The organism is Naumannella cuiyingiana, assembly GCF_013408305.1.
GTDB lineage: Bacteria > Actinomycetota > Actinomycetes > Propionibacteriales > Propionibacteriaceae > Naumannella > Naumannella cuiyingiana.
Genome location: NZ_JACBZS010000001.1, coordinates 502,342 through 526,479 on the forward strand (window position 1 = coordinate 502,342; position 24,138 = coordinate 526,479).

The following is a 24,138-nucleotide window of genomic DNA, read 5'->3' on the forward strand; positions in this document are numbered from 1 at the left end:
GCCCCCCGTACCGTGTCCCGGCACCCCGCGGCCGCGCCAATCCGCAAGAATCTCACCAGTTCCGATTCCACAGTTTTCGGGGGCCCATTCCCGTTCGGCCACCGCTGGTGGCACAAGTCGAGGAGAAAGCAGATGAACAACACCCAGTTCGCGATCATCGTGGGTATGGCCCTCGGCGCCATCGCGATCATTGCCGGCTTCGTGCCGTTGTTGATCACCGCGATCGGCGGGGCTGTCGGTTGGCTGGTGGCCCAGGTCGTCTCGGGCCGGATCGACGTCTCCCAGCTCACCGGCCGGGCGGGCGATCGGCGATGACCATCGTCGACCCCCGCGTGGACGTCGACAACAGCGCAGCCTCGCAGATCCCCGCGGCCGACCGCGGGCGGCTGCGGATCGATCGACGAGTCGTGGAGAAGATCGCCTCCCAGGCCGCCAGCGAGGTCTCCGCCGCGGGCGGCACCTCGGGCGGATTCCTGGGCATCGGAGCCCGCCGCGACTTCGACGCCCGGCCCAAGGTCTCGGTGGACCTGCGCGGTGACTCCGCGACGATCGCCGTCACCTGCGGGGTTGCCTATCCCGCGCCGCTGCGCGAGACCACCGACGCGGTCCGCGCCCACGTGCACGACCAGGTCGAGCGCCAGGTCGGCATCACCGTCGACCGGGTGGACATCGATGTCGCCTGGCTGTCCCGCGCCGACACCGGGGTCGCCCGGCACCTTCGTTGAGGAGATGATCACATGGCACGCTCTTCCATGATCAGGCACGCGCAACGGCGTACCCCCGCGATCATCGTGGCCGTGCTGCTGGCCGGGCTCGGCTTTGTCGCCGCCTGGGCCGGCATCGAGGCCTCGATCACCCGGAACCTGCCGAGCTGGCTGGCCTGGCTGCCCCAGCGGCTACAGGACACGAGCTGGTTCTCACCGAGCATCATCGTCGCTTCCGTGCTGGCCGTCCTGCTCGGCCTACTGCTGATCGTGCTCGCCGTGAAGCCGGGCGCGACCTCCGCCCTGGCGGTCAGGCCGCCACAGGACCCGGAGGCGATCGCCAGCAGCGACGTTGCCCTGGCGCGCTCCGCCCTCGCCCGTATCTCCGGCGCCCGCGCCGCGCAGATCGACGGCGTCGACGGGGTATCGGTCAGCGCCGGTGCGCGTTCGGTCCGGCTCATCGTCAAGACGGCCGCGGCCGATCCGACGGCGGTTCGCACCGCGGTCACCGAGCAGGTGCAGGAGCGCCTGGACGGGATCGGTTTCGTCCGCACCCCCAAGGTTTCCACCACGGCACGCCGGACGGCGTGACCCGGATTCGAGGAGTTGATCATGGCTGTTCCGCGTCGTAACGGTCCCAGCGGACCCAATCGGTTCTGGCTTTTCGTGATCGGCCTGCTCGCCGTGCTCGGCGGCCTGGTCGCCGGCGCCATCGCCCTCGGGCTGGCCAATCCCGCACTCCAGGCGGTCGGCCTGGCACCCATTGCGCCGGCCGACCCGAACACCAAGCTGGTCGGTGACGGTCAGGTCCCGCTGTGGGCCTGGCGAGGCGTCGCCGCGGTCGGCGTCGTGCTGTTCCTGCTCGGCCTGGTCTGGCTGATCGCGCAGTTCCCCCGCCCGATCCCCGCCAAGCCGTTCCGGCTGACGACCGATCCCGCCAGGGGCACCACCGTCGTCGACACCGGCGCGCTGGAGTCGGCGGTCGCCGAGGGCATCGAGGACATCCCCGGCGTGGTCGGTTCCTCGGTCACCGTCCGCGGCATGTCGACCGAACCGGTGGTCGAGGTCCGCGTGTCGGTGAACGAGCTGGCCGATGTGCGCCGGGTCCTGGAGGCCCTCGAGACCGGCCCGGTGAGCGATCTGGCCACCTCCCTCGGCGGTCGGGTCGCCGACCTGCGGGTCTTCGTGGACGCCACGGGGAGCACCCGCTCCGAGGGCGCCATCACCCTGTCCCGGGGAGAGCAGCTCGCCGCATCCTGACTGGCGAGACCCGCAGGCTGGGTCGGGCGCGGCCCGGCCTAGCCTGCGATCATGACCTACACGCACGGGCATCACGAGACGGTGCTGCGCTCGCACCGGTGGCGGACCGCCGAGAACTCCGTGGGCCACCTGCTCGATCGGCTCGATCCCTCGATGCGGCTGCTGGACATCGGCTCCGGTCCCGGCACCATCACGGCCGATCTCGCGGACCGGGTCGCCTCGGTGACCGCAGTGGAGGTCTCCGAATCGGCGCTCGACCTGACTCGCCGGACCTTCGCCGAGCGTGGCCTGGCTGGCGAGTTCGTGGTGTCCGATGCCCAGGACCTGGACCTGCCGGACGACGCGTTCGACGTGGTGCACGCCCATCAACTGCTGCACCACCTGCCCGATCCGGTTGCCGCGCTGCGGGAGATGGGCCGCGTATGCCGGCCCGGCGGGATCATCGCCGTTCGCGAGGTCGACTATCACGGCTGGACATGGTTCCCCGAGCTACCCGGCCTCGATGCCTGGCAGGACCTGTTCCAGGCCGTGGCGCGCCGCAACGGCTCCGAACCCGATGCCGGCCGCCGGCTGCTCGCCTGGGCGCACGGGGCCGGGCTGTCGGAGGTGGCCTACTCCGCCGATGTCTGGGTCTTCGCCGACCCGGCGGACCGGAGCTGGTGGGGCGAACACTGGGCCGAACGGATCCGGCACTCGGCGATCGCCGACCAGGCGCTGGCCGAGGGTCTGGCCGACCGCGACGACCTGGCGGCGATCGCGCAGGCGTGGTTGGCCTGGGCCGCAGACCCGGATGCGGTGTTGATCATGCCGCACGGGCGGCTGCTCGCGGCGCCGCCGGTCAGCCCTGCGCGCTGAGCCAGTGGCGGATGGCGGTGGCGACGGCGTCGGGATCCTCCATCGGAGCGAGATGCCCCAGCCCGTCGAAGATCACCGGCGCGGTCGATCCCGGGATCGCCGCGTGCAGGCGGAAGGCCTGTTCGACATCGATCCACGGGTCCTCCGCGCCCCAGCCGATGCCGGTCCGGCAGCGCACCTCCCCCAGCCGCTCGGCCAGCGGTCGGGTGTCGGCCGGCCGCAGTTGGGCGATCTGGCGATAGAACGCGGGCCGGCCGGCCTCGGTGAGCCACGGCGCCGCGAGTTCGGCTGTGCGCTCGGCGTCGAGCCGGTGGTTGCTGGCGCCCGCGATGTACTCGACCACCAGCGCGGCGTGCAGCGCCGGCGGCAGCCGCGCAAAGACGTCGTCGTGCTCGGCGACCAGCGAGAAGAACGGCGAGCCCCAGGGCTCCAGGGTGACGACGTCCAGCAGGAACAGGCTGGCGAAGTCGGCGCCGCCGAGCAGATGCGCACCCAGGGCGACCGCGCCGCCGATGTCGTGGGCGACCACATGCGGGCGTCGCACTCCCCAGTTGCGCAGCAGCCCGGCGAAGCGTCGGCCCTGCCGGACCAGATCAACCGGGTACGCCGGGTCCATGATCGACTGCCCGTAGCCCGGCATGTCCCACAGCCAGACCCGGTGATCGCGGGCCAGCCGCTGGGCGACGGGCAGCCAGACCCGCGACGACCAGGGCGTGCCATGACAGAGCACCACATCGCCGCGCGCCGGGCCGCTCGGCGAGAGCTGGTAGGCAGCGATCGGCGTACCGGTCAGGTCCTCGCGCACCTCGCGGTCCCCTCTCGGCCGATTCGGTGGGCGCAGACGGGCTCGAACCGCCGACCCTCTGCTTGTAAGGCAGATGCTCTGACCAACTGAGCTATGCGCCCCGTGCCCGCCCTCGATGCGACCGCGACGGCGCGGACGGACAGCGGATCATGCTAGCCGGTGCACTCCGGCGCGTCCATGCGGTCACCCGGCGCACAGGCTCGGCGTACCCTCCGGCGGCGCCGCCAGGGTGACCGGGGCGCCGAGGGGCAGGCTGTGCGCCGCCGGTCCGTGACCGAATCCGAGGTCGGCGGCCAGCGGTACGCCGAGCGGGCCGAGCGTCTCGACCATCAGGGCACGGATCTGCTCCGGCGGCCCGCAGTCGCGCCAGCTGCCGAGCGCGATCCCGGCGATGTCGTCGAACCAGCCGGCCCGCACCAGCGTCTGCAGGTGCCCGTCGAGCCGGTAGACGTCCTCGGTGACGTCCTCCAGCAGCGCGATCGCACCCGCGTTGTGGATCGCCGGCCGCCCGCGGGCGCCGATCGTCATCGCCAGCAGGGAGAGATTGCCGCCGATCAGCGGTCCGCGCGCCCGGCCGGGCACCAGCGTCCGGGCCGTGGCCGCAGACCAGGACCGCCCGGCCGGTCCGTCGAACACCGCGGCCCGCAGCGACGCGATCGCCGCGGCATCGTCGAGCAGGTCAGCGGTGGCGATCATCGGGGCGAACCAGCTCGGCACGTCGAGTCGCTCGCGCAGCCATTCGTGCAGCGCAGTGATGTCGGAGCTGCCGTACACCGGCTTGGGCGCGACGGTCGCCATTGCCTCGGCGTCCAGCAGATCCAGGACGCGCACGGTGCCGTAGCCGCCGCGGACGCAGAAGATCGCGGTGATCGACGGGTCGTGCCATGCGGCCACCAGATCGGCCGCCCGCCGGGCATCGGGTCCGGCCAGATAGTCCGCGCGCGGGTGCCGGGCGAGCGCGGAGTCGAAGATCACCGGTACGAGGCCCCAGTCGCGCAACAGCGCCGCGCCGCGGTCGAGCAGCGCCGCGGGCGGAGGACCGGCCGGCGCGACCAGCGCGACGCGATCGCCCGGTGTCAGCGGGCCGAGCCCCATCGCGATGTCGGGGACGGACTGCATCACGACCGTGCGCCGAGCCGCGACGGCACCACCGACAGCAGTTTGCGGGTGTAGTCGTGTTGCGGGTCGAGCAGCACCCGCTCGGTCGGCCCCTCCTCCACGATCCGACCATCGGTCATCACCACCACGCGGTCGGCGATGTTCCAGGCCAGACCGAGATCATGGGTGATCACCAGCGCCCCCAGACCAAGATCATTCTTCAGGTCCTGCAGCAACGCGAGGATCTCGCCGCGTACCGACGCGTCCAGGCTGGCCACCGGCTCGTCGGCGACCAGGAAATCCGGCTCCAGCGCCAGCGCGCCCGCGATCACCACCCGCTGCCGCTGCCCGCCGGACAACTGGGCGGGCAGCAGCCCGGTGAACCGCTCCGGCGGCACCAGTTCCGCCCGGCGCAGCGCGCGCTCGACCTGCTCGGCCTCCGCGCCGGGCAGGCGATGGATGCGGATCCCTTCGGCGACGGCATCGCCGACGGTCTGCCTGGGGTTGAGCGAACCCGTCGGGTCCTGCAGCACGAACTGCACCTTCCGGCGGTACGCCTTGAGCCCGGCGCGGCTGGTCGGCAGCGGCTGTCCGGCCAGCCGCACCTCCCCCGAGGTCGGGCGCTGCAGCCCAAGGATGGTCCGCGCGAGCGTCGTCTTGCCGGAGCCGGACTGCCCGACCAACGCGACGATCTCGCCCGCGTGCAGGTCGAGCGAGACCTGATCGACCGCTCGCAGGGTGCCGCCGCGGACGCGGAAGTCGACGGTCAGCCCACGCACGGCGAGCAGCGGGGTGCCGGACGCTTCGGCCCGCGCATCGCCTGCCGGCGCCGCCGCCTGTCCGGATCCGGCCCGGCGGCCGACCCGGTAGCGAGACGCCGGATCGCCGATCACCGGGAAGGCGGCGGCCAGCTCCCGGGTGTGCTCGTGCTGCGGGTCCCGCATCACCTGCTCGGACGGGCCCTGCTCGACGATCCGGCCGTCGCGCATCACCACGATCCGCTCGCAGGTCGCCGCCAGCACGGAAAGATCATGGCTGATCATGACCAGGGTCAGCCCGCGGTCGCGGACCAGCCCGGAGAGCACCTGCAGCACCTGCGCCTGGACCACGACGTCCAGGGCGGTGGTCGGCTCGTCGGCGATGATCACGTCGGGATCGCAGGCCAGCGCCATCGCGATCATCACCCGCTGCTTCTGCCCGCCCGACAGCTCGTGCGGGTAGGCATCGGCGCGCTCGACCGGCAGGTCGACCAGGCCGAGCAGTTCGCCGACCCGGGCCCGGACCTGTTCGGGCGAGCGGGCACCGTCGGTCGGGTGCAGCTCCAGCGCCTCGGCGATCTGGGCGCCCACCCGGCGTACCGGGTTCAGCGAATGCATGGCCCCCTGGAAGACGATCGCCGCCTCGGTCCACCGCACCGCGCGCAACCGCCCCCAGCGCATCGACGTGACGTCCTCGCCGTCGAGCAGGATCTCCCCGCTCACCTCGGCGCTGCGCGGCAGCAACCGCAGCGCCGACATCGCCAGGGTCGACTTGCCGCTGCCCGACTCCCCGGCGATACCGACGGTGCCGCCGGCCGGCACGGCAAGATCGACGTCGTCGACCGCCCGGAACCGCTCGGCGCCGATCCGATAGTCGACGCTCACCCCGCGCCACTCCAGTGCCGCGGTCATCGCCGGCCCCGCAGGCTCGGATTCGCCACGGCCTCCAGCGCGCGGCCGACCAGGGTGAAGCTCAGCACGATCGCCACGATCGCCAGGCCCGGCGGCAACACGAACCACCAGTAGCCGGCCGTCGCCGCGCCGCTGTCCAGGGCCGAGCGCAGCATCGACCCCCAGGAGATCGTGTTCGGGTCGCCGAGGCCGAGGAAGGACAGCGTGGACTCCGCGATCACCGCCGAGCCGACCGCGAGCGTGGTGGTGGCCAGCACCAGCGGCAGCACCGCGGGCAGCACGTGCCGACCGAGGATGCGACCGTCGCCGGCGCCGAGCGCCCGCGCCCGCTCGATGTAGGGCCGCGCCTCGATCGTCAGGGTCTGCGCGCGGACCAGCCGGGCATTGCGCGCCCACGAGGTGAGGCCGATGGCGAGGATGATCGTCCCCGGGCTGCGCGGCAGCACCGCGGCCAGCACGATCGCGAGCAACAGATCGGGCACCACCAGGAAGAAGTCGACGATCCGCATCAAGATCACCTCGGCCGGCCCGCGCGCGTGCCCGGCGATCATGCCGATCACGGTGCCGAGCACCATCGCGACCGCGGTGGCGGCGAAGCCGACCAGCAGCGAGATCCGCGAGCCCCACAGCAACAGGCCCAGCACGTCGCGGCCGAGCGGGTCGGTGCCGAGCAGGTGCGCCGCCGACGGCGGCTCGTTGGAGCGTGCCGTCACCCGCGTCACGTCCAGGCTTTCCAGCGGCACCAGCAGCGGGGTGAGCACGGCGATGACGATCACCACGAGCAGCACCACCAGACCGACGATCCCGCCGCGGTCGGCGGCGAACTGCGCCCACGCCCCGCCGATCCTGGACCCGCCTCGAACCGTGCTCATACGGTCCGCAGCCTCGGGTCGAGGAAGCGGTAGGCGATGTCGGCGGCCAGGTTCATCGCGATCACCACCGCGGAGAAGACCACGAAGGTGCCCTGGAGCAGCGGAAGGTCGGGCGTACTCAGGCCCTGATAGGTGAGATAGCCCAGGCCGGGCCAGGAGAACACGGTCTCCACGGTGACCGCCCCGCCGATCAGGAAGCCGAAGTTGACGAAGATCAACGTCACCGTGGGCAACAGCGCATTCGGCACCGCATGGCGGGTGCGGACCCGGTCCTCGGTCAGCCCCTTGGCCCGGGCCGTGACCAGATAGTCGGCGTCCATCTCCTCCAGCACCGACGCGCGCATCACCATCAGGTACTGGGCATAGATCACCGCCGTCATGGTCAGGGCCGGTAGCACCAGGTGCCAGGCGATGTCGGCGACCAGGGCGAAACCGGACAGTTGCGCGCCGGCCGTGACCATGCCGCCGGAGGGGAACAGCCGCAGGCCGCCGGCGAAGATCAACAGCAACAACAGCCCGAGCCAGAACGTCGGCACCGACCAGAACACCAGCGCGATCGCGGTCTGGCTCTGGTCGAACCAGCCGCCGCGCCGCCACGCCGCCTTCTGACCCAGCCACAGTCCGAGCGTCACCGACAACACGAAGGCGGTCCCGGTGAGCAGCAGCGTCGGGGCAAGATAGTCGGCGATCAACTGGGCGACCGGCTTGTTGTAGACGAACGACCAGCCGAGGTCGCCGCTGGCGAGGCCGGACAGGTACTTGCCGAACTGCACCCAGACCGGCTGGTCCAACCCGAGCTGGCGGCGGATCGCCTCGACCTGCTCGGCGGTCACCGGCCGACCGGCGGTGATGGTCCGCACCGGGTCGCCAGGGATCAGCCGGAACAGGAAGAAGCCCAGCACCACCACCAGCAGCATGCTGATCGCGGCGCCGCCGGCCCGGGCCGCCAGGTAGCGGCCGATCCCGGTCCGCGGCGGGGCGGCCCTGGTCTCGGCGACCTGCTCCGCGGCGGGCAGGCTCACCCGGTCACTCCCGGTCGTCGGCGGAGGTGCCGCGCCGCCTGGCCAGGTAGACCCCGCCGAAGATCGCGAGCAGCACACCGACACCGATGGCGACCCAGCCGCCGACCGGCATGCCGCCCCCGGCCCCGCCTGCTCCGCCCGGTCCGGCCGCGGGCGCCGCCGGGGCCGCCGCGTGGAAGCCCCAGTAGTAGTTCTGGTACGCGATGATCCCGCCCTCGGCCGGCTGCCGGGTGAAGGCGTCGAACCGGTCGCTGCGGTACGCCTCGAGCTGCTGCTGGTAGTAGACGGGCCGCACCACGGCGTCGCGGTACATGATCGACCAGGCCTGCTTCACCAGCTCGGCGCGCCGGGCCGGGTCGAGCTCGGTGTGCTGCTGGGCGTACAACTCGTCGAACTCGGGATTGCAGTAGTTCGCCTCGCTGTTGCCGTTGCCCTCCGCGTCCACCCGCCGGTCGCAGGTGTTGATCGACAACTGGTAGTCCGGGTCGGGATTGATCGACCAGCCGCTGACGTAGAGGTCGTAGTTGCCGGCGGTGGTCACCTCGTCGAGCTGGTTCGCGCTCATCGCGGAGACATCGACGCCGATGCCGACGTCGGCCAGCCAGGCCTTGACGAAGTCGGCGATCTGGGTGTGGGTCGGGTCGCTGTTGCGGACCAGCATCCGCAGTTGCAGCGGCTTGCGATCGGGCCCGAGCCGCTTGCCGTCCGAGCCGCGGGCGTACCCGGCCTGGTCCAACAGCCGATTCGCCTCGGCCGGATCGAAGGCATAGGGCTCGGTGCCGGCGGCCAGCCCGAAGTAGTCGGGATACACCGGCGGCTCCTGGGTCACGCCGGGCTCGCCGTAGCCCTGCAGGACCCGGTCGATCAGGGCCTGGTTGTCGATCGAGTGCATGATCGCTTGGCGGACCAGCGGATCCTTCAGGGCGGCATTGCCGTCGCCGTACTCGGTGTCGTCGGGCCCGCGCTGACCGTGGTTGATGTTCACCGAGGTGAACCGGCGGCCGTTGCCGGGATTGGTGGTGATGCCCGGCTGGTTGGCCAGCGAGTCGAACTGCGCGGGGGTGAGCTGGGTGACGAAGTCCACCTCGGCCGAGCGCAGCGCCTGCACGGCGGCGTCCAGGTTCCGGTAGACGGCATAGGTCAGGCCGCCATTGGGCGCTGGACCCCGCCAGAAGTTCGGATTGACGTCGAGATCGACGCTCTGCCCCTGGGCATAGCTCTTGATCACGTACGGCCCGGAGCCGACCGTGTCGCGATCATTGGGGTAGGTCTCGGCATCGACGTTCTCCCAGACGTGCTTGGGCACGATCGGGATCTCGAAGCCCGGATTGGATGCCTGTGGCTCGGTGAGGGTGATCACCAGGGTCTGCGGGTCGGGCGCGGCGATCTCGGCCATGTTCTCGACCAGGCCACCGTTGGCCGTCCCGAGGGCCTCGTTGTCCTTGATCGACTGCAGGGTCCAGCGGGCGTCCTCGGCCGTCAGCGGCTGCCCGTCGGACCACAGCCGCCCCTCGGGGAAGGTATAGGTCCACACCTTGGCATCGGGCGATGTCGTCCACTCCGATGCCAGCCCGGGCACGGGCTCGTTGTTGACGCCGACGCCGACGATCACCTCGTACTGGTAGCGCAGCAGGCCGGTGCTGGTGAGGAAGACCGCCTGGAACGGGTTCAGGGTGTCGATGTCGCTGGTCAGGGCGACCCGCAGCCGCGGTGGATCCTCGGCCCGCGCCGGCGCGCTCGCGCCGGTCACCGCAAGCCCGAGCGCGAGCGCGAGGGACGCGATGGCGGCAAGCCACCGCCTCGGCAGGGTACGCCGCTTCAGCCGATCCACTGTGACCCTCGATTCGTCTCCCGTGCACCCCGCGCGGATGCAGCCAGTTCGCGTGCACCGTCGGAGCAACCACGCGCGTGCGACGCAGCAGCAACGAACCACCGCAGCGCGGCCGCGGTCAAGCCCCCGCGCCGATGGCGGCGCGGATCCGATGCCCGATCGTTGTCATCGCCGCGAGCACACCATCGCGCGGATCGAGGGCCTCGTTCCAGTTCGCGCCGACCGCATACGCGACGGCACCGGCCGGGCCGTCCGCGGTCCCGATGTCGATCCGGGCGGTCGCGATCGTCCCGGTCTTGTTGATCAGGGTGATCCCGCGGTCGGGGTCGGCGTGCGCCAGCGGGTCGAGACCGAAGGCGGCCGCGACCATCGACAGATCGGCATCGGCGGCCAGCCAGCGCGCGACCCGCGCGGAGACGGCCGCGGCGATCACCTCGCCTCGGTGCAGGGCCGCCATGATCGCCGACAGCTCCGCGCCGGTACCGACCGACAGGGTCGGCGGATCCTGCGGCCCGCGCGGCCAACGGATCCGGTCCAACAGCGCGCTGTCGCGCATCCCGAGCGCGCGGCCGGTCGCCGCGACGGCGTCGATCCCGACTCGCTCGATGAGCACATTGGTGGCGAGGTTGTCGCTGAAGGCGCCGACGAGCGTGCACAGGTCCGCCGCGGGCAGGGCGTCGGTGGCCAGCAGGTACCACACGCCCGAGTCGGCGACCATCAGTTCCGGGGTACGCCGCAGCGGCTCGGCCGGATCGAGCTCACCGGCGGCGAAGGCGCGCGCGCACTCGATCAGCAGAAAGATCTTGCCGACGCTGGCGGTACGCAGTACCCGCTCGGGCCACGCGGCACCGAGCACCTCGCCGCTGGCAGCATCGCGCAGGCAGACCGACCAGTCGGCCTCGGCCGGCAGGTCGGGCAGTTCGATCCGATCCATGATCAGCGCAGTTCCACCCGGCCGAGCGCGACGGCGGCGGCGCCGAGCAGGCCGGCATTGTCGAGCTCCGCGGCCCGCAGCTCGAGCCCCCGGAGATACGGCAGCGCCGCATAGGCGCCGAGGTGGCGGCGGATCGGGTCGAAGATCACCTGCCCGGCCTTCGCGACGCCGCCGCCGAGCACGACGACCGAGACGTCGAGCATGGTCGCCGCGGTGGCGATCCCGGCGGCCAGCGCGCGCATCCCCTCGTCGATCACCTCGAGCGCGACCGGGTCGCCGTCGCGGGCGCGCGAGGTCAGTTCGCGGGCATCGGCGACCGCCAGCCCGCGGGCGCGGGCGGCGGCGGTCAGCGCGGGGCCCCGGGCGTACAGCTCGACACAGCCGTGCCCGCCGCACACGCAGCGCTCCCCCGCGAGGTCGACGGTGATGTGACCGACGTGGACGGCATTGCCCGTCGTGCCGGTGAACAGTTCGTCGTTGATCACCGCTCCGCCGCCGACCCCGGTCGAGACGGTCATCCCGATCATGGAATCGACATCGCGTCCCGCGCCCAACCAGTACTCGCCGAGGGCGATCGCGTGACCGTCACCGATCAGGGTCACCGAGCCCGGCGGCGATCCCGTCGCCTCGCGGGCGCTGGCCCGCACCCGCTCCACGATCCCGAAATCGCGCCAGGCTCCGATGTTGACCGGGCTGATGCTGCCCGCGGGCCCGTCGATCGGACCGGCCGAGCCGATGCCGATCCGCGGCGGTTCGCCGTCCCAGTCGGCCAGCATGGCGCCGACCGCGGCACCGACCGGCGCATAGACGGCGTCCGGGTCGGCCGATCGGGGCGTGGGCACGATGGTCTCGGTGAGTAGCGCCCCGGTCTCGTCGACGATGGCGAGCGCGACCTTGGTGCCACCGATGTCGATGGCGAGGACCCGTTGCGTCACCCGCGCGACTCTAGCCGGGCCCGCGTGCCACGCGCCGCGCCGTAAGCTGCGAGCTGTTTCCACCGCTGGGCCGCCGTGCCGGAGAGGACCCGATGACGACACCGTTCCGCACCGATGCTGGGCTGCTGACCGACGCCGAGGGGCGCGTGCCCGACATGTTGGCGGACCTGGGACGGCTGATCGAACGGGAGACGCCGACCGCGGACCGGGTGGCCGTCGCGGCCGCGGCGGCCGACGCAGCAGCGCTGGTCGCCGAGCGCACCGGCCTGGCGGCGGAGTCGCTGGTGGTCGACGGCTGCACGCACCTGCGGGTCCGCGGCGACGATGCGGCACCGAACCGGGTCCTGCTGCTCGCCCATCTCGACACCGTGTGGCCGATCGGTACGCTCGCCCGGCTGCCGTTCGCGGTGACCGACGGCGTGATCCGCGGACCGGGCTCGTTCGACATGAAGACCGGCCTGGTGATGGCGATCCACGCGCTCGCGTTGCTCCGCGATGCCGGCCGCCCACCCCGCGGGGTGTGCCTGCTGGTGACCGGGGACGAGGAGATCGGCTCCCCCACCTCGCGCGAGCTGATCCTGACCGAGGCGGCCGGGGCGCGGGCCGCGCTGGTGCTGGAGGCGGCCGGACCGGGCGGCGCCTGGAAGGTCGGGCGCAAGGGCGTGGCGCGCTACCTGGTCGAGATCGCCGGCCGCGCCGCCCACGCGGGGCTGGACCCGGAGAAGGGGGTCAACGCCGGGCTGGAGCTGGCGCACCAGATCGCCGCGATCGCCGGGCTCGGCGACGCCGCGCTCGGCACCACCGTCACCCCGACCACGCTCGGCGGCGGGACCGCCATCAACACGGTTCCCGCCACCGCCTGGGTCGAGGTCGATTCCCGGGCCCGGACCGCGCAGGAGCAGCAGCGCGTCGATACGGCGATGCACGCGCTCACCCCGGTGCTGCCCGACGCGAGCATCCGGGTCGACGGCGGCATCAACCGCCCGCCGATGGAGCCCGCGAGCGGTGCCGGGTTGGTCGACCTGGGCACCGAGGTGGCCGCCGAGCTCGGCATCGTCGCCCCCGGCACCATGGAGGTGGGCGGCGGCTCGGACGGCAATTTCACCGCGGCGGCCGGCGTACCCACCCTGGACGGGATGGGCGCCGTCGGGGACGGTGCGCATGCCGATCACGAACACGCCCTCGTCGATCAGCTCGGGCCCCGAACCGCGCTGCTTGCCGCGCTCGTCGCACGGCTGCTGGACTGATCATGGACGCCGGTACGCCCGTGCGGGTACACGCGGTGCACGATGCCGCCGGCGCCCGGCGGGTGGTCGCGGTGATCGAGACGATCTGGGCCGGTGGCGCCGGGATCGACGCCAACACGATCGTGGCGCTCGCCCACTCCGGCAACTATGTGGTGATCGCCGAGCACGACGGCGCCGATGTGGGCGCCGGCCTGGGCTTCTTCGGCCCGCCCGGCAACGCGACGCTGCACTCCCACATCGTCGGCGCGACCGAGCGCGGCGCAGGCCGCGTGATCAAGCACCACCAGCGCGCCTGGTGTGCCGAGCGCGGCGTCGGGTCGATCACCTGGACCTTCGATCCGCTGGTGGCCCGCAACGCGTGGTTCAACCTGTCGGTGCTCGGCGCGCGTCCGGTCGAGTACCTGGTCGATCACTACGGCGAGATGCGCGACGAGATCAACGCCGGTCAGCCGAGCGACCGGATCCTCCTCACCTGGCCGGTCGCGCCCGCGCCCGACCCGCCGGCGCCACCCGACCCGGAGCTGGTGATCGAGATCCCGGCCGACATCGAGGCGCTGCGGCGTACCGACCCCGACGCGGCGCGGGCCTGGCGCCTGCGGACCCGGGAGCGCTTCGTCGCCGCCTTCGCCGCCGGCCTGTCCGCCACCGGCTTCGTCCGCCCGGCCGGCGGCCGGGGCGGCGCCTACACCTTCGCCCACCAGGAGTCTCGATGAAGCTGCTCTCGCTCACCCTGCACGATCTGCGCCTGCCGCTGGTGGCACCGTTCACCACCTCGTTCGGCACCCAGACCGAGCGGCGCGCCTACCTCGTCGAGGGCCGCTTCGACGTCGGGTCCGGCGAGCCGGTCACCGGCTGGGGCGAGTGCGTCGCGATGGCCGAGCCGCTGTACTCGGCCGAGTACGCCGACGGCGCGGCCCAGGTGATCGAGCGCTGGCTCGCGCCGGTCCTGTTCGCCGCCGACGAGCTGAGCGCCGAGACCGTGGCCGAACGCCTCGCGCCCGTCGTCGGGCACCCGATGGCCAAGGCCGCGCTGGAGATGGCGGTCCTGGACGCGCAACTGCGGGCGGGCGGGCGCTCGTTCGCCGATCACCTCGGGGTGACCCGCGACACCGTGCCGTCGGGGGTCTCGGTCGGACTGCAGCCGAGCACGGACGAGCTGGTGCGGGTGGTCGGCGGCTATCTGGACGCCGGGTACGCCCGGATCAAGCTCAAGATCAAACCCGGCGTGGACATCGACGCAGTTCGGGAGGTACGCCGCGCGTTCGGCGACGAGTTGTTGCTGCAGGTCGACGCCAATGCGGCGTACACGCTCGCCGATGCCGCCCGGCTGCGCCGGCTCGACGAGTTCGGCCTGCTGCTGATCGAGCAGCCGCTCGGCGAGGCCGATCTGCGCCAGCATGCCGCGTTGGCGCGCCAGCTCGACACCCCGATCTGTCTGGACGAGTCGATCGTGTCGGCGCAGGCGGCCGCCGATGCGATCGCCCTGGGCGCCGCTTCCGTGATCAACATCAAGCCGGGCCGGGTCGGCGGCTACCTGGCGGCCCGGCAGATCCACGACCTCGCCCGGGCCAACGGGGTGGCCGTGTGGTGCGGCGGCATGTTGGAGACGGGCATCGGTCGGGCGGCGAATGCGGCGCTGGCCGGGCTGCCGGGCTTCACGCTGCCGGGCGACATCTCCGGCTCGGACCGGTTCTATGCCACCGACATCATCACCGAGCCGATCACGATGAGCGGCGGCGTGGTCGCGGTCCCCCGCGGCCCGGGATTCGGCGTTGAGGTGGACCCGGACGTGCTGGGCCGGTTCCGGGTGGGCTCGCGCGAGCTGGCCCGCTGAGTGGATCAGTCGCCCAGCGCGCGGGCGCGGGCCAAATGGTCGTCGATGTCGCGGGCGGCCCCGATCGGGTTCACCACGGACCAGGCGACGACGCCGTCGCGGCCGATCAGGAACGACCCGCGGACGGCGCATCCGCGCTCGGCCTCGAAGACCCCGTAGGCGCGCGCGGTGTCGCCGTGCGGCCAGAAGTCGCTGAGCATCGGGAAGGGCAGGCGCTCGGCCTCGCCGAAGACCCGCTGGCTGAACGGCGCATCGCACGACATCGTCATCGGCCGCACCCCGGCTGCCAGGAACTCCGGATGCAGTTCGGCCAGACGGGCCAGCTCGCCGGTGCAGGTGCCGGTGAACGCGAACGGGTAGAAGACCAGCAGCACCGGCGTCTGCCCGAGCGCCTCGGACAGCGTGACCGGGGTGCCGTGCGCATCGGGTCGGGTGAAGTCCGGCGCGGGATCGCCTGCGGCCGGCGCGCCCCCGGTGCTCACCGCCGCGCGCCCTTGGTGCGTACCAGTTTGCTCGCCGACCAGTCCCCGGAGACCGCGATGGTGCTGGTCATGGCCAGGCCGGCGGTGGCCGCCGCCTCGGCGATGTCGGCGGGGTCGACATAGTTGTCCCGGCCCACCTTCGGGGTGAGCAGCCAGATCCGGCCGTCATCGGTCAGGTCGGTCAGTGCGTCCATCAGGCCGTCGCCGACGTCGCCGTCGTCGTCTCGCCACCACAACACCACCACGTCCACGGCGTCGACCGAGTCCTCGATCAGCTCGCCCTCGATCGCGGACTCGATCTGTTCGCGCAGATCCTCGTCGACATCGGAGTCCCAGCCGAGCTCCTGGACCACCTGGCCCGGCTCCAGATCGTGTGCCGGGCCCGCGGGGCCCTTGCCCCCGGTCGGCCGATCCCCGGACTTCTGCGACGTACCCACCTACTCCTCCACCCTCGTCATCGGCCGCACCGCGACACTTTCTGTTACTCGGAATCCGGCCCGCTGCGGGGCCGCTTGACATGTCAGATTGCCAGAGGTGGCGCGGCCTGCCTACCCCGGGTTCGCCGGGCTCGACGCCCGGGTCGGTGCCGTCGGCACCGCACGCGGTTCGGCACGGCGGCGCGTCGGTGCCAGAATGAAACAAGACCGGCCACCCCCACCCCGGGCGGGTCGGCACGCCGCACGGCGGCGCCACTAGCAGGCACGTGTGAAGGAGCACCATGGCAAGGCCCGGAGACCGCCCCGCGATCACCGCCGAGGGCACGGCAAGCCAGTTGCCGGACATCGATCCCGAGGAGACGCGGGAATGGCTGGATTCGCTCGACGGCCTGCTCGCCGAATCGGGTGAACATCGCGCCCGGTTCATCATGTTGAAGCTGCTGGAGCACGCCCGGGAGAACCGGATCGGCCTGCCCGCCCTGCGCAGCTCCGACTACATCAACACCATCCCGCCGGAGAAGGAACCGTGGTTCCCCGGCGACGAGCACGTCGAGCGCCGGATCCGCGCCTACATCCGCTGGAACGCCGCGGTCATGGTGTCGAAGGCGAACCGCAAGGGCCTGGAGGTCGGCGGGCACATCGCCACCTACCAGAGCGCGGCCAGCCTCTACGAGGTCGGCTTCAACCACTTCTTCCGCGGCAAGGACCATCCCGGCGGCGGGGACCAGGTCTACCTCCAGGGTCACGCCTCGCCCGGCATCTATGCCCGCGCCTATCTGGAGGGCCGCCTGGACGATGCCAAGCTCGACGCGTTCCGCCAGGAGGTGAGCCACGGCCCCGGCAACGGGTTGTCGTCCTACCCGCACCCGCGGCTGATGCCGAACTTCTGGGAGTTCCCGACGGTCTCGATGGGCCTGACCGGGATCAACTCGATCTACCAGGCGCGGTTCAACCGCTACCTGCACAACCGCGGCATCACCGACACCTCCCAGCAGCGGGTGTGGGCCTTCCTCGGCGACGGCGAGATGGCCGAACCGGAGTCGCTGGGCGCGATCGGGGTGGCGGCCCGGGAGGGCCTGGACAACCTCACCTGGGTGATCAACTGCAACCTGCAGCAGCTCGACGGACCGGTGCGTGGCAACGGCAAGATCATCCAGGAACTGGAGTCGACCTTCCTCGGCGCGGGCTGGAACGTGATCAAGGTGCTCTGGGGCCGCGGCTGGGATCCGCTCCTGGCCAAGGATTCCGACGGCGTCCTGGTGAACAAGATGAACACCACGCCGGACGGCCAGTTCCAGACCTATTCGGTCGAGTCGGGTGACTTCATCCGCAAGAACTTCTTCGACGATCCCCGGCTGGCCAAGATGGTCGCCGACCTCTCCGACGACGACCTGACCAAGCTGCCGCGCGGCGGTCACGACTACCGCAAGGTCTATGCGGCCTTCAAGGCGGCGACCGAACACGTCGGCCAGCCGACGGTGATCCTGGCGCAGACGATCAAGGGCTGGACCATCGAGGCGCTGGAGGGCCGCAACGCGACCCACCAGATGAAGAAGCTGACCAGCAAGGATCTGAAGAGCTTCCGGGACCGGCTGTATCTCGACATCCCCGACAGCGCGCTGGAGGACCCCTACAACCCGCCCTATTACCACCCGGGCGCCGATTCCGACGAGATCTCCTACATGCTCGAGCGACGCAAGGCGCTCGGCGGTTTCCTGCCCGAGCGACGGGCGAAGCCGAAGTCGATCACCCTGCCGGGCGACAAGGCCTATGCCCCGCTGCTCGCGTCGGCGGGCGACAACAAGGTCGCCACGACCCAGGCCTTCGTCCGGCTGCTCCGCGACCTGATGAAGGACCCGGAGATCGGCAAGCGGATCGTGCCGATCGCGCCCGACGAGTTCCGCACCTTCGGCATGGACTCGATGTTCCCGACGGCCAAGATCTACTCCCCGCACGGGCAGAACTACGACTCGGTCGACCGCAAGCTGCTGTTGTCGTGGAAGGAGTCCGCGCAGGGGCAGTTGCTGCACGAAGGCATCTCCGAGGCCGGCGCGATGGGCTCGACCACCGCCGCCGGCACGGCATATGCCACGCACGGCGAGCCGATGATCCCGGTCTACATCTTCTACTCGATGTTCGGCTTCCAGCGCACCGGCGACTCGATCTGGGCGATGGCCGACCAGTTGGGCCGCGGCTTCCTGATCGGGGCCACCGCCGGGCGTACCACGCTGACCGGTGAGGGGTTGCAGCACGCGGACGGGCACTCCCCGCTGCTGGCCGCGTCGAATCCGGCGATCGTGCACTACGACCCGGCATTCGCCTACGAGGTGGCCCACATCGTCCGCGACGGCCTGCGCCGGATGTATGACTACGGCTCCGACGAGCACCCCGGCGGGGAGAACGTCATCTACTACCTGACCGTCTACAACGAGCCGGTGCCGCAGCCGGGCGAGCCCGAGGGTCTGGACGTGGCGGCGCTGCTCAAGGGCATCTACCGGTACGCCGATGCGCCGGACGGCGCCGAGGATCGGCCGAAGGCGCAGATCCTGGCGTCGGGAGTGTCGATGCCGGATGCGCTGAAGGCGCAGCAGATCCTCGCCGACGATCATGGCGTCGCCGCCACGGTGTGGTCGGTGACCTCGTGGAACGAGTTGCGGCGCGATGCCGTCGAGGCCGACGAGTGGAACCGGGCGCACGGCACCGAGGAGCCGCGGGTGCCGTTCGTGACCAGGGCGCTGGAGGGCGCCGAGGGCCCGGTGATCGCGGTCAGCGACTACATGCGCGAGGTGCAGGACCAGATCCAGCCGTGGGTGCCGAACCGCTACCACTCGCTCGGCACCGACGGGTTCGGCTTCGCCGACACCCGGGCGGCCGCGCGCCGGTACTTCAACACCGACGCCCCGTCGATCGTGGTGGGTACGCTGCAGGCCCTGGCGGCCGACGGCCAGTTCGATCACGACACCGCGGCGAAGGCCTACGACACCTACCAGTTGGGGGATCCGACCGCGGTTGCCGATGTCGCCCAGGAGGGCGGCGACGCCTGAGCCCGGGCGGTGTCGGGGCTCCGCCCGCTTCGACGACCTCGTCGCCGACCGGGCGCTGATCTTCGGCGCTCCGCGCGCCGAGCTGTCGGCCGTCCGGATCGACCAGGTCGGCCCGGTGCTGCGACAGGTGGAGCGGGCCACCGCGGCCGGCGCGTGGGCGGCGGGATTCGTCGGCTACGACGCGGCGGCCGCCTTCCTGCCGGTCCCGCGGGCGCCGTCGGCGGCGGACGGACTGCCTCTGGCGTGGTTCATGATCACCGATCCGCCGCGGGTGGCGCCGGCGCTGTCCGGCCTCCCTGCCGAGGGGCCCGGCCCGATCGGTCCCTGGCATCCGGCGTGGTCGGCCGCCGAGCATCGCGACCGGGTGGCCGCGATCCGGTCGGCGATCGCGCGCGGCGACACCTACCAGGCGAACCTGACGACCACCCTGCGCGGACACGTCCCGGGCGATCCGGCCGCGTTCTACCGCCAACTGGCGAGCGCGCAGCACGGTTCCTTCCACGCGCTGCTGCGGGTCGGCGACCGGGTCGTCGCGAGCGCCAGCCCCGAACGCTTCTTCCGCTGGAGCGCCGACGAGCTGCTGTGCAGCCCGATGAAGGGCACGGCCCCGCGCGGGGTGTCGGTTGCCGCGGACGCCGTCGCCCGCGAACGGTTGCTGGCCAGCGCCAAGGAGCGCGCCGAGAACGTGATGATCGTCGACCTGCTGCGCAACGACCTCGGCCGGATCGCGCGCACGGGCACGGTCGCGGTGAGCGAGCTGCTGCGCGCGGAGCGCTATCCGTCGGTCTGGCAGCTCGTCTCCGACATCCGCGCCGTCCCCGCACCGGGCGTGGGGCTGGCCGAGATCTTCGCCGCACTCTTCCCCTGCGGCTCGATCACGGGCGCTCCGAAGATCAGCACGGCGAAGCTGCTGACCGAGCTGGAGGGGCGCGGCCGCGGCCTCTACTGCGGCGCCATCGGTTACGTCGCACCGCCGGGCGCACCGGTGCGAGCGGAGTTCAACGTCGCGATCCGCACGGTCGTGCTCGACGCGCAGGGTGCCGCCAGCTACGGCGTCGGCGGCGCCATCACCTGGGATTCCGAGCCGGCCGCGGAATGGGCAGAGCTCGCGGCGAAGGCACGGGTGCTCGGCCAGCCGGTGGCGCCGTTCGCGCTGCTGGAGACATTCGGGGTGGCCGAGCGCGACGGCGTACCCACCGCGGTGAATCTGTCCGCGCACCTGGCCCGGCTGGCGGCCTCGGCCGACCATTTCGGGTTCGCCTTCGACCGTGACCGGGTCGAGCGCGCGGTGGCCGCCGCGTTGGCCGGGGTCGACCGCGCACGGGTACGCCTGGAGCTCGCCCGCGACGGAACGGCGGCGGTGCGCCTCGCTCCCCCGCCGGACCCGCCCGCGCGACCGCTGGCGCTTGCCGTGCACCGGGCCGAACCGGTCGATCCGGACAACCCGTGGCTGCACCACAAGACGACCAACCGCGAGGTCCACGAGCGAGCCCGGGCCGCCCACCCGGGCGCCGACGAGGTGTTGCTGGTGAACCGCGCCGGCATGATCACCGAGGCGACTACGGCGAACGTCGTCGCGCTGATCGACGGGAAGTGGTGCACCCCGCCGACGACCGACGGCTGCCTGCCCGGGATCGAACGCGCCCGGCTGCTCGACGCCGGCATCCTGGTCGAGCGGTCGATCCCCGCCGACCGGCTCGGGTCGGCCGCCGGGCTCGCGCTGATCAACTCCCTGCGCGGCTGGCGGCCGGCAGAGCTGTCGCCGCGAGGGTCGGGGCGACCGCCTCGGGAGACAGGTTGAGCCGCCGCAGGGTCTGCGCATTCAGCGCGACGATGATCGTGGACAGCGACATCAGCACGGCGCCGACCGCCATCGGCAGCACGAAGCCGATCGGTGCGAGGACGCCCGCGGCCAGCGGCACGGAGATCAGGTTGTAGCCGGCAGCCCACCACAGGTTCTGCTTCATCTTGCGGTACGCCGCATCGGACAGCGTGATCACCGACAACACACCGCGCGGGTCGTCGCTGGCCAGGATCACACCGGCCGAGGCGACGGCCACGTCGGTCCCGGCGCCGATGGCGATGCCGACATCGGCCCGGGCCAGGGCGGGTGCGTCGTTGACGCCGTCGCCGACCATGGCGACCCGCTTGCCCTCGGCCTGCAGCTCGCCGACGACTCGGGCCTTGTCCTCGGGACGCACCTGCGCGTGGACGCGGTCGATGCCGAGCTGTGCGCCGACGGCGTCGGCCACCGATCGGGCGTCGCCGGTGATCATCACGACCTCGATGCCCCGCTCGCGCAGGCCGGCGACCGCCTCGCGCGACTCGGCGCGGATCGCGTCGGCGAGGGCCAGCGCGCCGATCACCTGGCCGTCGACGAGGACGGACAGGACCGTGGCGGCCGGCCCGAAACCCGGTTCACCGGAGGTTTCCAGCGGATCGGCACCGGCGCTGGCCAGCATCGCCGGCCCGCCGACGGCGACCGTCCGGTCGTCGACGGTGGCGGTGACGCCGAGGGCGGGCGAGGCGGTGAAGTCGCGAGCATGCGGCACGGACAGGCCGCGTTCGGCTGCCGCGGTGACGATCGCGCGGGCCAGCGGGTGCTCGCTGTCGGCCTCGGCGGCAGCGGCGAGGGCGAGAAGTTGATCTTCGTCGGTGCCGGGTGCGGGCCGGGCGCCGACCAGGACGGGCTCACCGCGGGTGAGCGTACCGGTCTTGTCGAAGAGCACCACATCGACCGTGCGCATGGATTCCAGCGCCAACCGGTCCGAGATCAGGATGCCGTTGCGGGCCGCCTTCTCGGTGGAGATCGAGACGACCAACGGGATCGCCAGACCGAGCGCGTGGGGGCAGGCGATCACCAGCACGGTGATCGCGCGGACGACGGCCTGGTCCGGCATCCCGAGCGCCGACCAGACGATCACGGTGATCACAGCGGCGATCAGCGCGAACCAGAACAGCCACGCGGCGGCGCGGTCGGCGAGGCGCTGCGCACGGGTGGTGGAGCTCTGCGCGTCGGCGACCAGCTTGCGGATCCCGGCGAGCGCCGTCCGGTCGCCGGTCGCGGTGACCGTGACCCGTAGGGCGGAGTCGGTGGCGACCGTGCCGGCGACGACCGGGTCGCCGATGCCGCGCCGGACCGGGCGCGACTCTCCGGTGATCATGGACTCGTCCACGCTGGCCTCGCCGTCGCTGACCTCACCGTCGGCCGGCAGACGGCCGCCCGGCCGGACCAGCACGAGATCGCCGACGGCCAGCAGGCTCGGGTCGACCTGGTTGGTGCTGCCGTCCGCGTCGATCCGCTCGGCGGTGTCGGGCAGCAGCGCGGCCAGGCTGTCCAGGGCGGAGCTGGTCCGGGCCAGCGAGCGCATCTCCAGCCAGTGCCCGAGCAGCATGATCACGATCAGCAGCGCCAGCTCCCACCAGAAGTCGAGCTGGTGGTCGAGCAGGCCGAGCGTGGCGCCCCAGGAGGCCAGGAACGCGACCGTGATCGCGAGGGCGATGAGCAGCATCATGCCGGGGCGCCGGGCGCGCAGTTCGGAGACGGCGCCGGTCAGGAAGGGCCGGCCGCCCCAGAGGTACATCACCGTGCCGAGGACCGGCGAGAGCCAGCGCAGCCAGGGCCAGTCGGGCAACGGGTAGCCGAGCAGCATCGCGAACATCGGGCTGGCGGCCACCGTCGGGATCGACAGTGCCAGCATCACCCAGAACAGTCGCCGGAACTGGGCCGCGTGGTCGCCGTGCCCGCCGTGACCCGCGTGCCCGGTATGGCCTTCGCCGTGGCCCGCATGCCCGGTGTGGCCGGCCATCGGCATGGATTCTTCCGGCTGGTGCTGGTGTTCGGTCATGTCTCACACTATACCCCCTAGGGGTATCTGGACAAGACTGGTCGATGCGCGCCCGTCAGGGTGCCGAGGCGTCGATCAGGCCCTGCAGCGAGGTTCGCGTACCTTCCAGCTCGGCGATCCGCGCATCGTGCTCGCGCAGGTGCGCGACGAGCACCGGTACAGCGCACGGCTCCAGGCGCCCCGGCTCGTGGATGCAGTCGACCAGCTCGCGGATCACCCGCACCGGCAGCCCGGCCGCCAACAGCTCGCGGATCCGGCGGACCCGCTCCACTGCGCCCGCGTCGAACAATCGCTGGCCGGCCGAGGAACGTCGAGCCGGCAGGATCCCGCTGTTCTCGTAGTGCCGCAGCAGCCGCGCACTCACCCCGGTCCGCTCGGCCAGTTCCCCGACCCGCAGCGACCGCCCCGCACTTGCCCCTGCCACTGGTGTCAACTCCTAGCTTCGGGCCATGCCTATCGCACTGACCTACCTCAACGGTAGAACCCCCACCGCCGAACAGCTCGCCCCGTTGGCCTTCGCCGGATACACCCACTTCACCGCGATGCAGGTACGCGATCGCGCCGCTCGCGGGCTCGACCTGCACCTGGAGCGGCTGCGGAGCGCCAGCGACGAGATGTTCGGCCACCACCTCGCCGACGCCGAGCTGCGGACGCTGCTCGCCGATGCGGTACGCCGCGGACCGCGCGACAGCTCGCTCACCTGCTTCGTGACGGGCCGACCGGGCGAGTTCACGGCGCCGGACGTCGCGCCCGACCTCGACGTCCTGGTCAGGGTCACCGATCCTGCCCAACCGCCGGCCGGCCCGCTGGCACTCGACGCGGTCGCACACGAGCGGCATCTCCCCGAGATCAAGCACACGGGCGAGGTGGCCAAGACGCGATATCTGCGCCGGGCCGTGGCTCGCGGTTTCGACGACGCCGCCTTCCTCGACCGCGATGGCCGACTGTCGGAGGCGACCATCTGGAACCTGGCTTTCAGCGACGGCAGCTCGGTGATCTGGCCGGACGCCGCCGTGCTGCCCGGGGTCACCATGCAGATCCTGCGGCGGCGCCTCGCCGCCCTCGGCGTACCCCAGGAAACGCGCGACATCCGACCGGCCGACCTCGATCCGCGGCTCTCCGGTGTGGTGATCAACTCCTGGTCGCCCGGCATCGCCCTGGATCGGATCGGCGACCGGCGCCTGGCCGACGGGCGGGCGTTCTCGGCGCTGTTGCACCGGGCCTACGCCACGGAACCAGCCGTCAACTTTGATTGACACA

Annotated in this window: 23 protein-coding genes and 1 tRNA gene; 11 read left to right on the top strand and 13 right to left on the bottom strand. The window is 72.0% G+C overall.

The features are described 5' to 3' along the window. Positions 1–132 precede the first annotated feature (132 nt). Genes GGQ54_RS02175 through GGQ54_RS02195 form a run of 5 tightly spaced genes read left to right on the top strand, consistent with a single transcriptional unit; the run spans position 133 to position 2,819 of the window. A complete protein-coding gene (locus GGQ54_RS02175) occupies positions 133–315 on the top strand; it encodes a hypothetical protein (protein WP_179443897.1) in 183 nt (60 codons plus the stop codon). After that, on the top strand, positions 312–725 hold the full coding sequence (locus GGQ54_RS02180; protein WP_179443898.1) for an Asp23/Gls24 family envelope stress response protein: 414 nt from the start codon (positions 312–314) through the stop codon (positions 723–725). The genes GGQ54_RS02175 and GGQ54_RS02180 overlap by 4 nt, the downstream gene beginning before the upstream one ends. A 12-nt stretch (positions 726–737) precedes the next feature. Beyond that, complete coding sequence (locus GGQ54_RS02185; protein WP_179443899.1) at positions 738–1,295, top strand: DUF6286 domain-containing protein; 558 nt, start codon at positions 738–740, stop codon at positions 1,293–1,295. 21 nt (positions 1,296–1,316) lie between these two features. After that, positions 1,317–1,964 carry an alkaline shock response membrane anchor protein AmaP gene (amaP, locus tag GGQ54_RS02190; RefSeq protein WP_179443900.1) on the top strand — a complete coding sequence of 216 codons (648 nt, stop codon included), beginning with the start codon at positions 1,317–1,319 and terminating at the stop codon, positions 1,962–1,964. A gap of 51 nt (positions 1,965–2,015) precedes the next feature. Then, positions 2,016–2,819 (top strand): class I SAM-dependent methyltransferase, encoded by an 804-nt coding sequence (locus tag GGQ54_RS02195; RefSeq protein WP_179443901.1) that lies wholly within the window; start codon positions 2,016–2,018, stop codon positions 2,817–2,819. Here the strand turns inward: GGQ54_RS02195 and GGQ54_RS02200 are convergent. From GGQ54_RS02200 to GGQ54_RS02240, 9 genes are all read right to left on the bottom strand, one after another. Continuing rightward, positions 2,803–3,624: an alpha/beta fold hydrolase gene (locus GGQ54_RS02200; protein WP_179443902.1), complete on the bottom strand. Its 822-nt coding sequence runs from the start codon at positions 3,622–3,624 to the stop codon at positions 2,803–2,805. The genes GGQ54_RS02195 and GGQ54_RS02200 overlap by 17 nt on opposite strands. 27 nt (positions 3,625–3,651) lie before the next feature. Further along, positions 3,652–3,725, bottom strand: a tRNA-Val gene (locus tag GGQ54_RS02205). An 82-nt stretch (positions 3,726–3,807) separates the two neighbouring features. Beyond that, positions 3,808–4,743 carry a S66 peptidase family protein gene (locus GGQ54_RS02210; RefSeq protein WP_179446374.1) on the bottom strand — a complete coding sequence of 312 codons (936 nt, stop codon included), beginning with the start codon at positions 4,741–4,743 and terminating at the stop codon, positions 3,808–3,810. Then, complete coding sequence (locus GGQ54_RS02215; RefSeq protein ID WP_179443903.1) at positions 4,743–6,392, bottom strand: ABC transporter ATP-binding protein; 1,650 nt, start codon at positions 6,390–6,392, stop codon at positions 4,743–4,745. The genes GGQ54_RS02210 and GGQ54_RS02215 overlap by 1 nt, the downstream gene beginning before the upstream one ends. Continuing rightward, entirely contained in the window at positions 6,389–7,264 is an 876-nt protein-coding gene (locus GGQ54_RS02220) for an ABC transporter permease (RefSeq protein ID WP_179443904.1), read from the bottom strand. Before GGQ54_RS02220 ends, GGQ54_RS02215 begins: the two co-directional genes overlap by 4 nt. Further along, on the bottom strand, positions 7,261–8,286 hold the full coding sequence (locus GGQ54_RS02225) for an ABC transporter permease (RefSeq protein ID WP_343045826.1): 1,026 nt from the start codon (positions 8,284–8,286) through the stop codon (positions 7,261–7,263). Before GGQ54_RS02225 ends, GGQ54_RS02220 begins: the two co-directional genes overlap by 4 nt. Before the next feature lie 4 nt (positions 8,287–8,290). Beyond that, positions 8,291–10,117: an ABC transporter substrate-binding protein gene (locus GGQ54_RS02230; protein WP_179443905.1), complete on the bottom strand. Its 1,827-nt coding sequence runs from the start codon at positions 10,115–10,117 to the stop codon at positions 8,291–8,293. A 118-nt stretch (positions 10,118–10,235) separates the two neighbouring features. After that, complete coding sequence (locus tag GGQ54_RS02235) at positions 10,236–11,051, bottom strand: serine hydrolase (RefSeq protein ID WP_179443906.1); 816 nt, start codon at positions 11,049–11,051, stop codon at positions 10,236–10,238. A 2-nt stretch (positions 11,052–11,053) separates the two neighbouring features. Then, a complete protein-coding gene (locus tag GGQ54_RS02240; RefSeq protein ID WP_179443907.1) occupies positions 11,054–11,986 on the bottom strand; it encodes an ROK family protein in 933 nt (310 codons plus the stop codon). A gap of 92 nt (positions 11,987–12,078) precedes the next feature. On the opposite strand from GGQ54_RS02240, the gene GGQ54_RS02245 reads away from it, so the two are divergent. The 3 genes from GGQ54_RS02245 to menC are packed head-to-tail and all read left to right on the top strand — an operon-like array spanning position 12,079 to position 15,067. Continuing rightward, the gene (locus tag GGQ54_RS02245) at positions 12,079–13,233 is read left to right on the top strand and encodes a M20/M25/M40 family metallo-hydrolase (protein WP_179443908.1); all 1,155 of its coding nucleotides are present in this window, start codon (positions 12,079–12,081) and stop codon (positions 13,231–13,233) included. Positions 13,234–13,235: 2 nt separating this feature from the next. Next, positions 13,236–13,946, top strand: coding sequence for a GNAT family N-acetyltransferase (locus GGQ54_RS02250; RefSeq protein WP_179443909.1), 711 nt, complete (start codon positions 13,236–13,238; stop codon positions 13,944–13,946). Then, positions 13,943–15,067 carry an o-succinylbenzoate synthase gene (gene menC / locus GGQ54_RS02255; protein ID WP_179443910.1) on the top strand — a complete coding sequence of 375 codons (1,125 nt, stop codon included), beginning with the start codon at positions 13,943–13,945 and terminating at the stop codon, positions 15,065–15,067. The genes GGQ54_RS02250 and menC overlap by 4 nt, the downstream gene beginning before the upstream one ends. Positions 15,068–15,072: 5 nt before the next feature. On the opposite strand, the gene GGQ54_RS02260 is transcribed toward menC, so the two are convergent. Both GGQ54_RS02260 and GGQ54_RS02265 read right to left on the bottom strand, forming a co-directional pair. Further along, positions 15,073–15,549 carry a redoxin domain-containing protein gene (locus GGQ54_RS02260; RefSeq protein ID WP_179443911.1) on the bottom strand — a complete coding sequence of 159 codons (477 nt, stop codon included), beginning with the start codon at positions 15,547–15,549 and terminating at the stop codon, positions 15,073–15,075. Then, positions 15,546–15,917, bottom strand: coding sequence for a DUF3052 family protein (locus tag GGQ54_RS02265; RefSeq protein WP_218843956.1), 372 nt, complete (start codon positions 15,915–15,917; stop codon positions 15,546–15,548). Before GGQ54_RS02265 ends, GGQ54_RS02260 begins: the two co-directional genes overlap by 4 nt. A gap of 350 nt (positions 15,918–16,267) precedes the next feature. Here GGQ54_RS02265 and aceE point away from each other — a divergent pair, with 350 nt between their 5' ends. Together aceE and pabB are read left to right on the top strand one after the other, a co-directional pair. Continuing rightward, a complete protein-coding gene (aceE, locus tag GGQ54_RS02270) occupies positions 16,268–19,030 on the top strand; it encodes a pyruvate dehydrogenase (acetyl-transferring), homodimeric type (RefSeq protein WP_179443913.1) in 2,763 nt (920 codons plus the stop codon). After that, on the top strand, positions 19,002–20,831 hold the full coding sequence (gene pabB / locus GGQ54_RS02275; RefSeq protein WP_179443914.1) for an aminodeoxychorismate synthase component I: 1,830 nt from the start codon (positions 19,002–19,004) through the stop codon (positions 20,829–20,831). The genes aceE and pabB overlap by 29 nt, the downstream gene beginning before the upstream one ends. On the opposite strand, the gene GGQ54_RS02280 is transcribed toward pabB, so the two are convergent. Beyond that, positions 20,755–22,878, bottom strand: a complete 2,124-nt coding sequence (locus GGQ54_RS02280; RefSeq protein ID WP_179443915.1) for a heavy metal translocating P-type ATPase — start codon at positions 22,876–22,878, stop codon at positions 20,755–20,757. The two genes, pabB and GGQ54_RS02280, sit on opposite strands and share 77 nt — an antisense overlap. A 55-nt stretch (positions 22,879–22,933) precedes the next feature. Beyond that, complete coding sequence (locus GGQ54_RS02285; protein ID WP_218843625.1) at positions 22,934–23,302, bottom strand: MerR family transcriptional regulator; 369 nt, start codon at positions 23,300–23,302, stop codon at positions 22,934–22,936. A 25-nt stretch (positions 23,303–23,327) separates the two neighbouring features. Here GGQ54_RS02285 and GGQ54_RS02290 point away from each other — a divergent pair, with 25 nt between their 5' ends. Next, positions 23,328–24,134 carry an aminotransferase class IV family protein gene (locus GGQ54_RS02290; protein ID WP_179443916.1) on the top strand — a complete coding sequence of 269 codons (807 nt, stop codon included), beginning with the start codon at positions 23,328–23,330 and terminating at the stop codon, positions 24,132–24,134. Positions 24,135–24,138: the final 4 nt, after the last annotated feature.

Bases quoted from the DNA above. Each gene is read 5' to 3' on its own strand.
- GGQ54_RS02175 (WP_179443897.1), top strand. From the start codon at position 133: ATGAACAACACCCAGTTCGCGATCATCGTGGGTATGGCCCTCGGCGCC.
- GGQ54_RS02180 (WP_179443898.1), top strand. From the start codon at position 312: ATGACCATCGTCGACCCCCGCGTGGACGTCGACAACAGCGCAGCCTCG.
- GGQ54_RS02185 (WP_179443899.1), top strand. From the start codon at position 738: ATGGCACGCTCTTCCATGATCAGGCACGCGCAACGGCGTACCCCCGCG.
- amaP (WP_179443900.1), top strand. From the start codon at position 1,317: ATGGCTGTTCCGCGTCGTAACGGTCCCAGCGGACCCAATCGGTTCTGG.
- GGQ54_RS02195 (WP_179443901.1), top strand. From the start codon at position 2,016: ATGACCTACACGCACGGGCATCACGAGACGGTGCTGCGCTCGCACCGG.
- GGQ54_RS02210 (WP_179446374.1), bottom strand. From the start codon at position 4,743: ATGCAGTCCGTCCCCGACATCGCGATGGGGCTCGGCCCGCTGACACCG.
- GGQ54_RS02215 (WP_179443903.1), bottom strand. From the start codon at position 6,392: ATGACCGCGGCACTGGAGTGGCGCGGGGTGAGCGTCGACTATCGGATC.
- GGQ54_RS02220 (WP_179443904.1), bottom strand. From the start codon at position 7,264: ATGAGCACGGTTCGAGGCGGGTCCAGGATCGGCGGGGCGTGGGCGCAG.
- GGQ54_RS02235 (WP_179443906.1), bottom strand. From the start codon at position 11,051: ATGGATCGGATCGAACTGCCCGACCTGCCGGCCGAGGCCGACTGGTCG.
- GGQ54_RS02245 (WP_179443908.1), top strand. From the start codon at position 12,079: ATGACGACACCGTTCCGCACCGATGCTGGGCTGCTGACCGACGCCGAG.
- GGQ54_RS02250 (WP_179443909.1), top strand. From the start codon at position 13,236: ATGGACGCCGGTACGCCCGTGCGGGTACACGCGGTGCACGATGCCGCC.
- menC (WP_179443910.1), top strand. From the start codon at position 13,943: ATGAAGCTGCTCTCGCTCACCCTGCACGATCTGCGCCTGCCGCTGGTG.
- aceE (WP_179443913.1), top strand. From the start codon at position 16,268: ATGGCAAGGCCCGGAGACCGCCCCGCGATCACCGCCGAGGGCACGGCA.
- pabB (WP_179443914.1), top strand. From the start codon at position 19,002: ATGTCGCCCAGGAGGGCGGCGACGCCTGAGCCCGGGCGGTGTCGGGGC.
- GGQ54_RS02280 (WP_179443915.1), bottom strand. From the start codon at position 22,878: ATGACCGAACACCAGCACCAGCCGGAAGAATCCATGCCGATGGCCGGC.
- GGQ54_RS02290 (WP_179443916.1), top strand. From the start codon at position 23,328: ATGCCTATCGCACTGACCTACCTCAACGGTAGAACCCCCACCGCCGAA.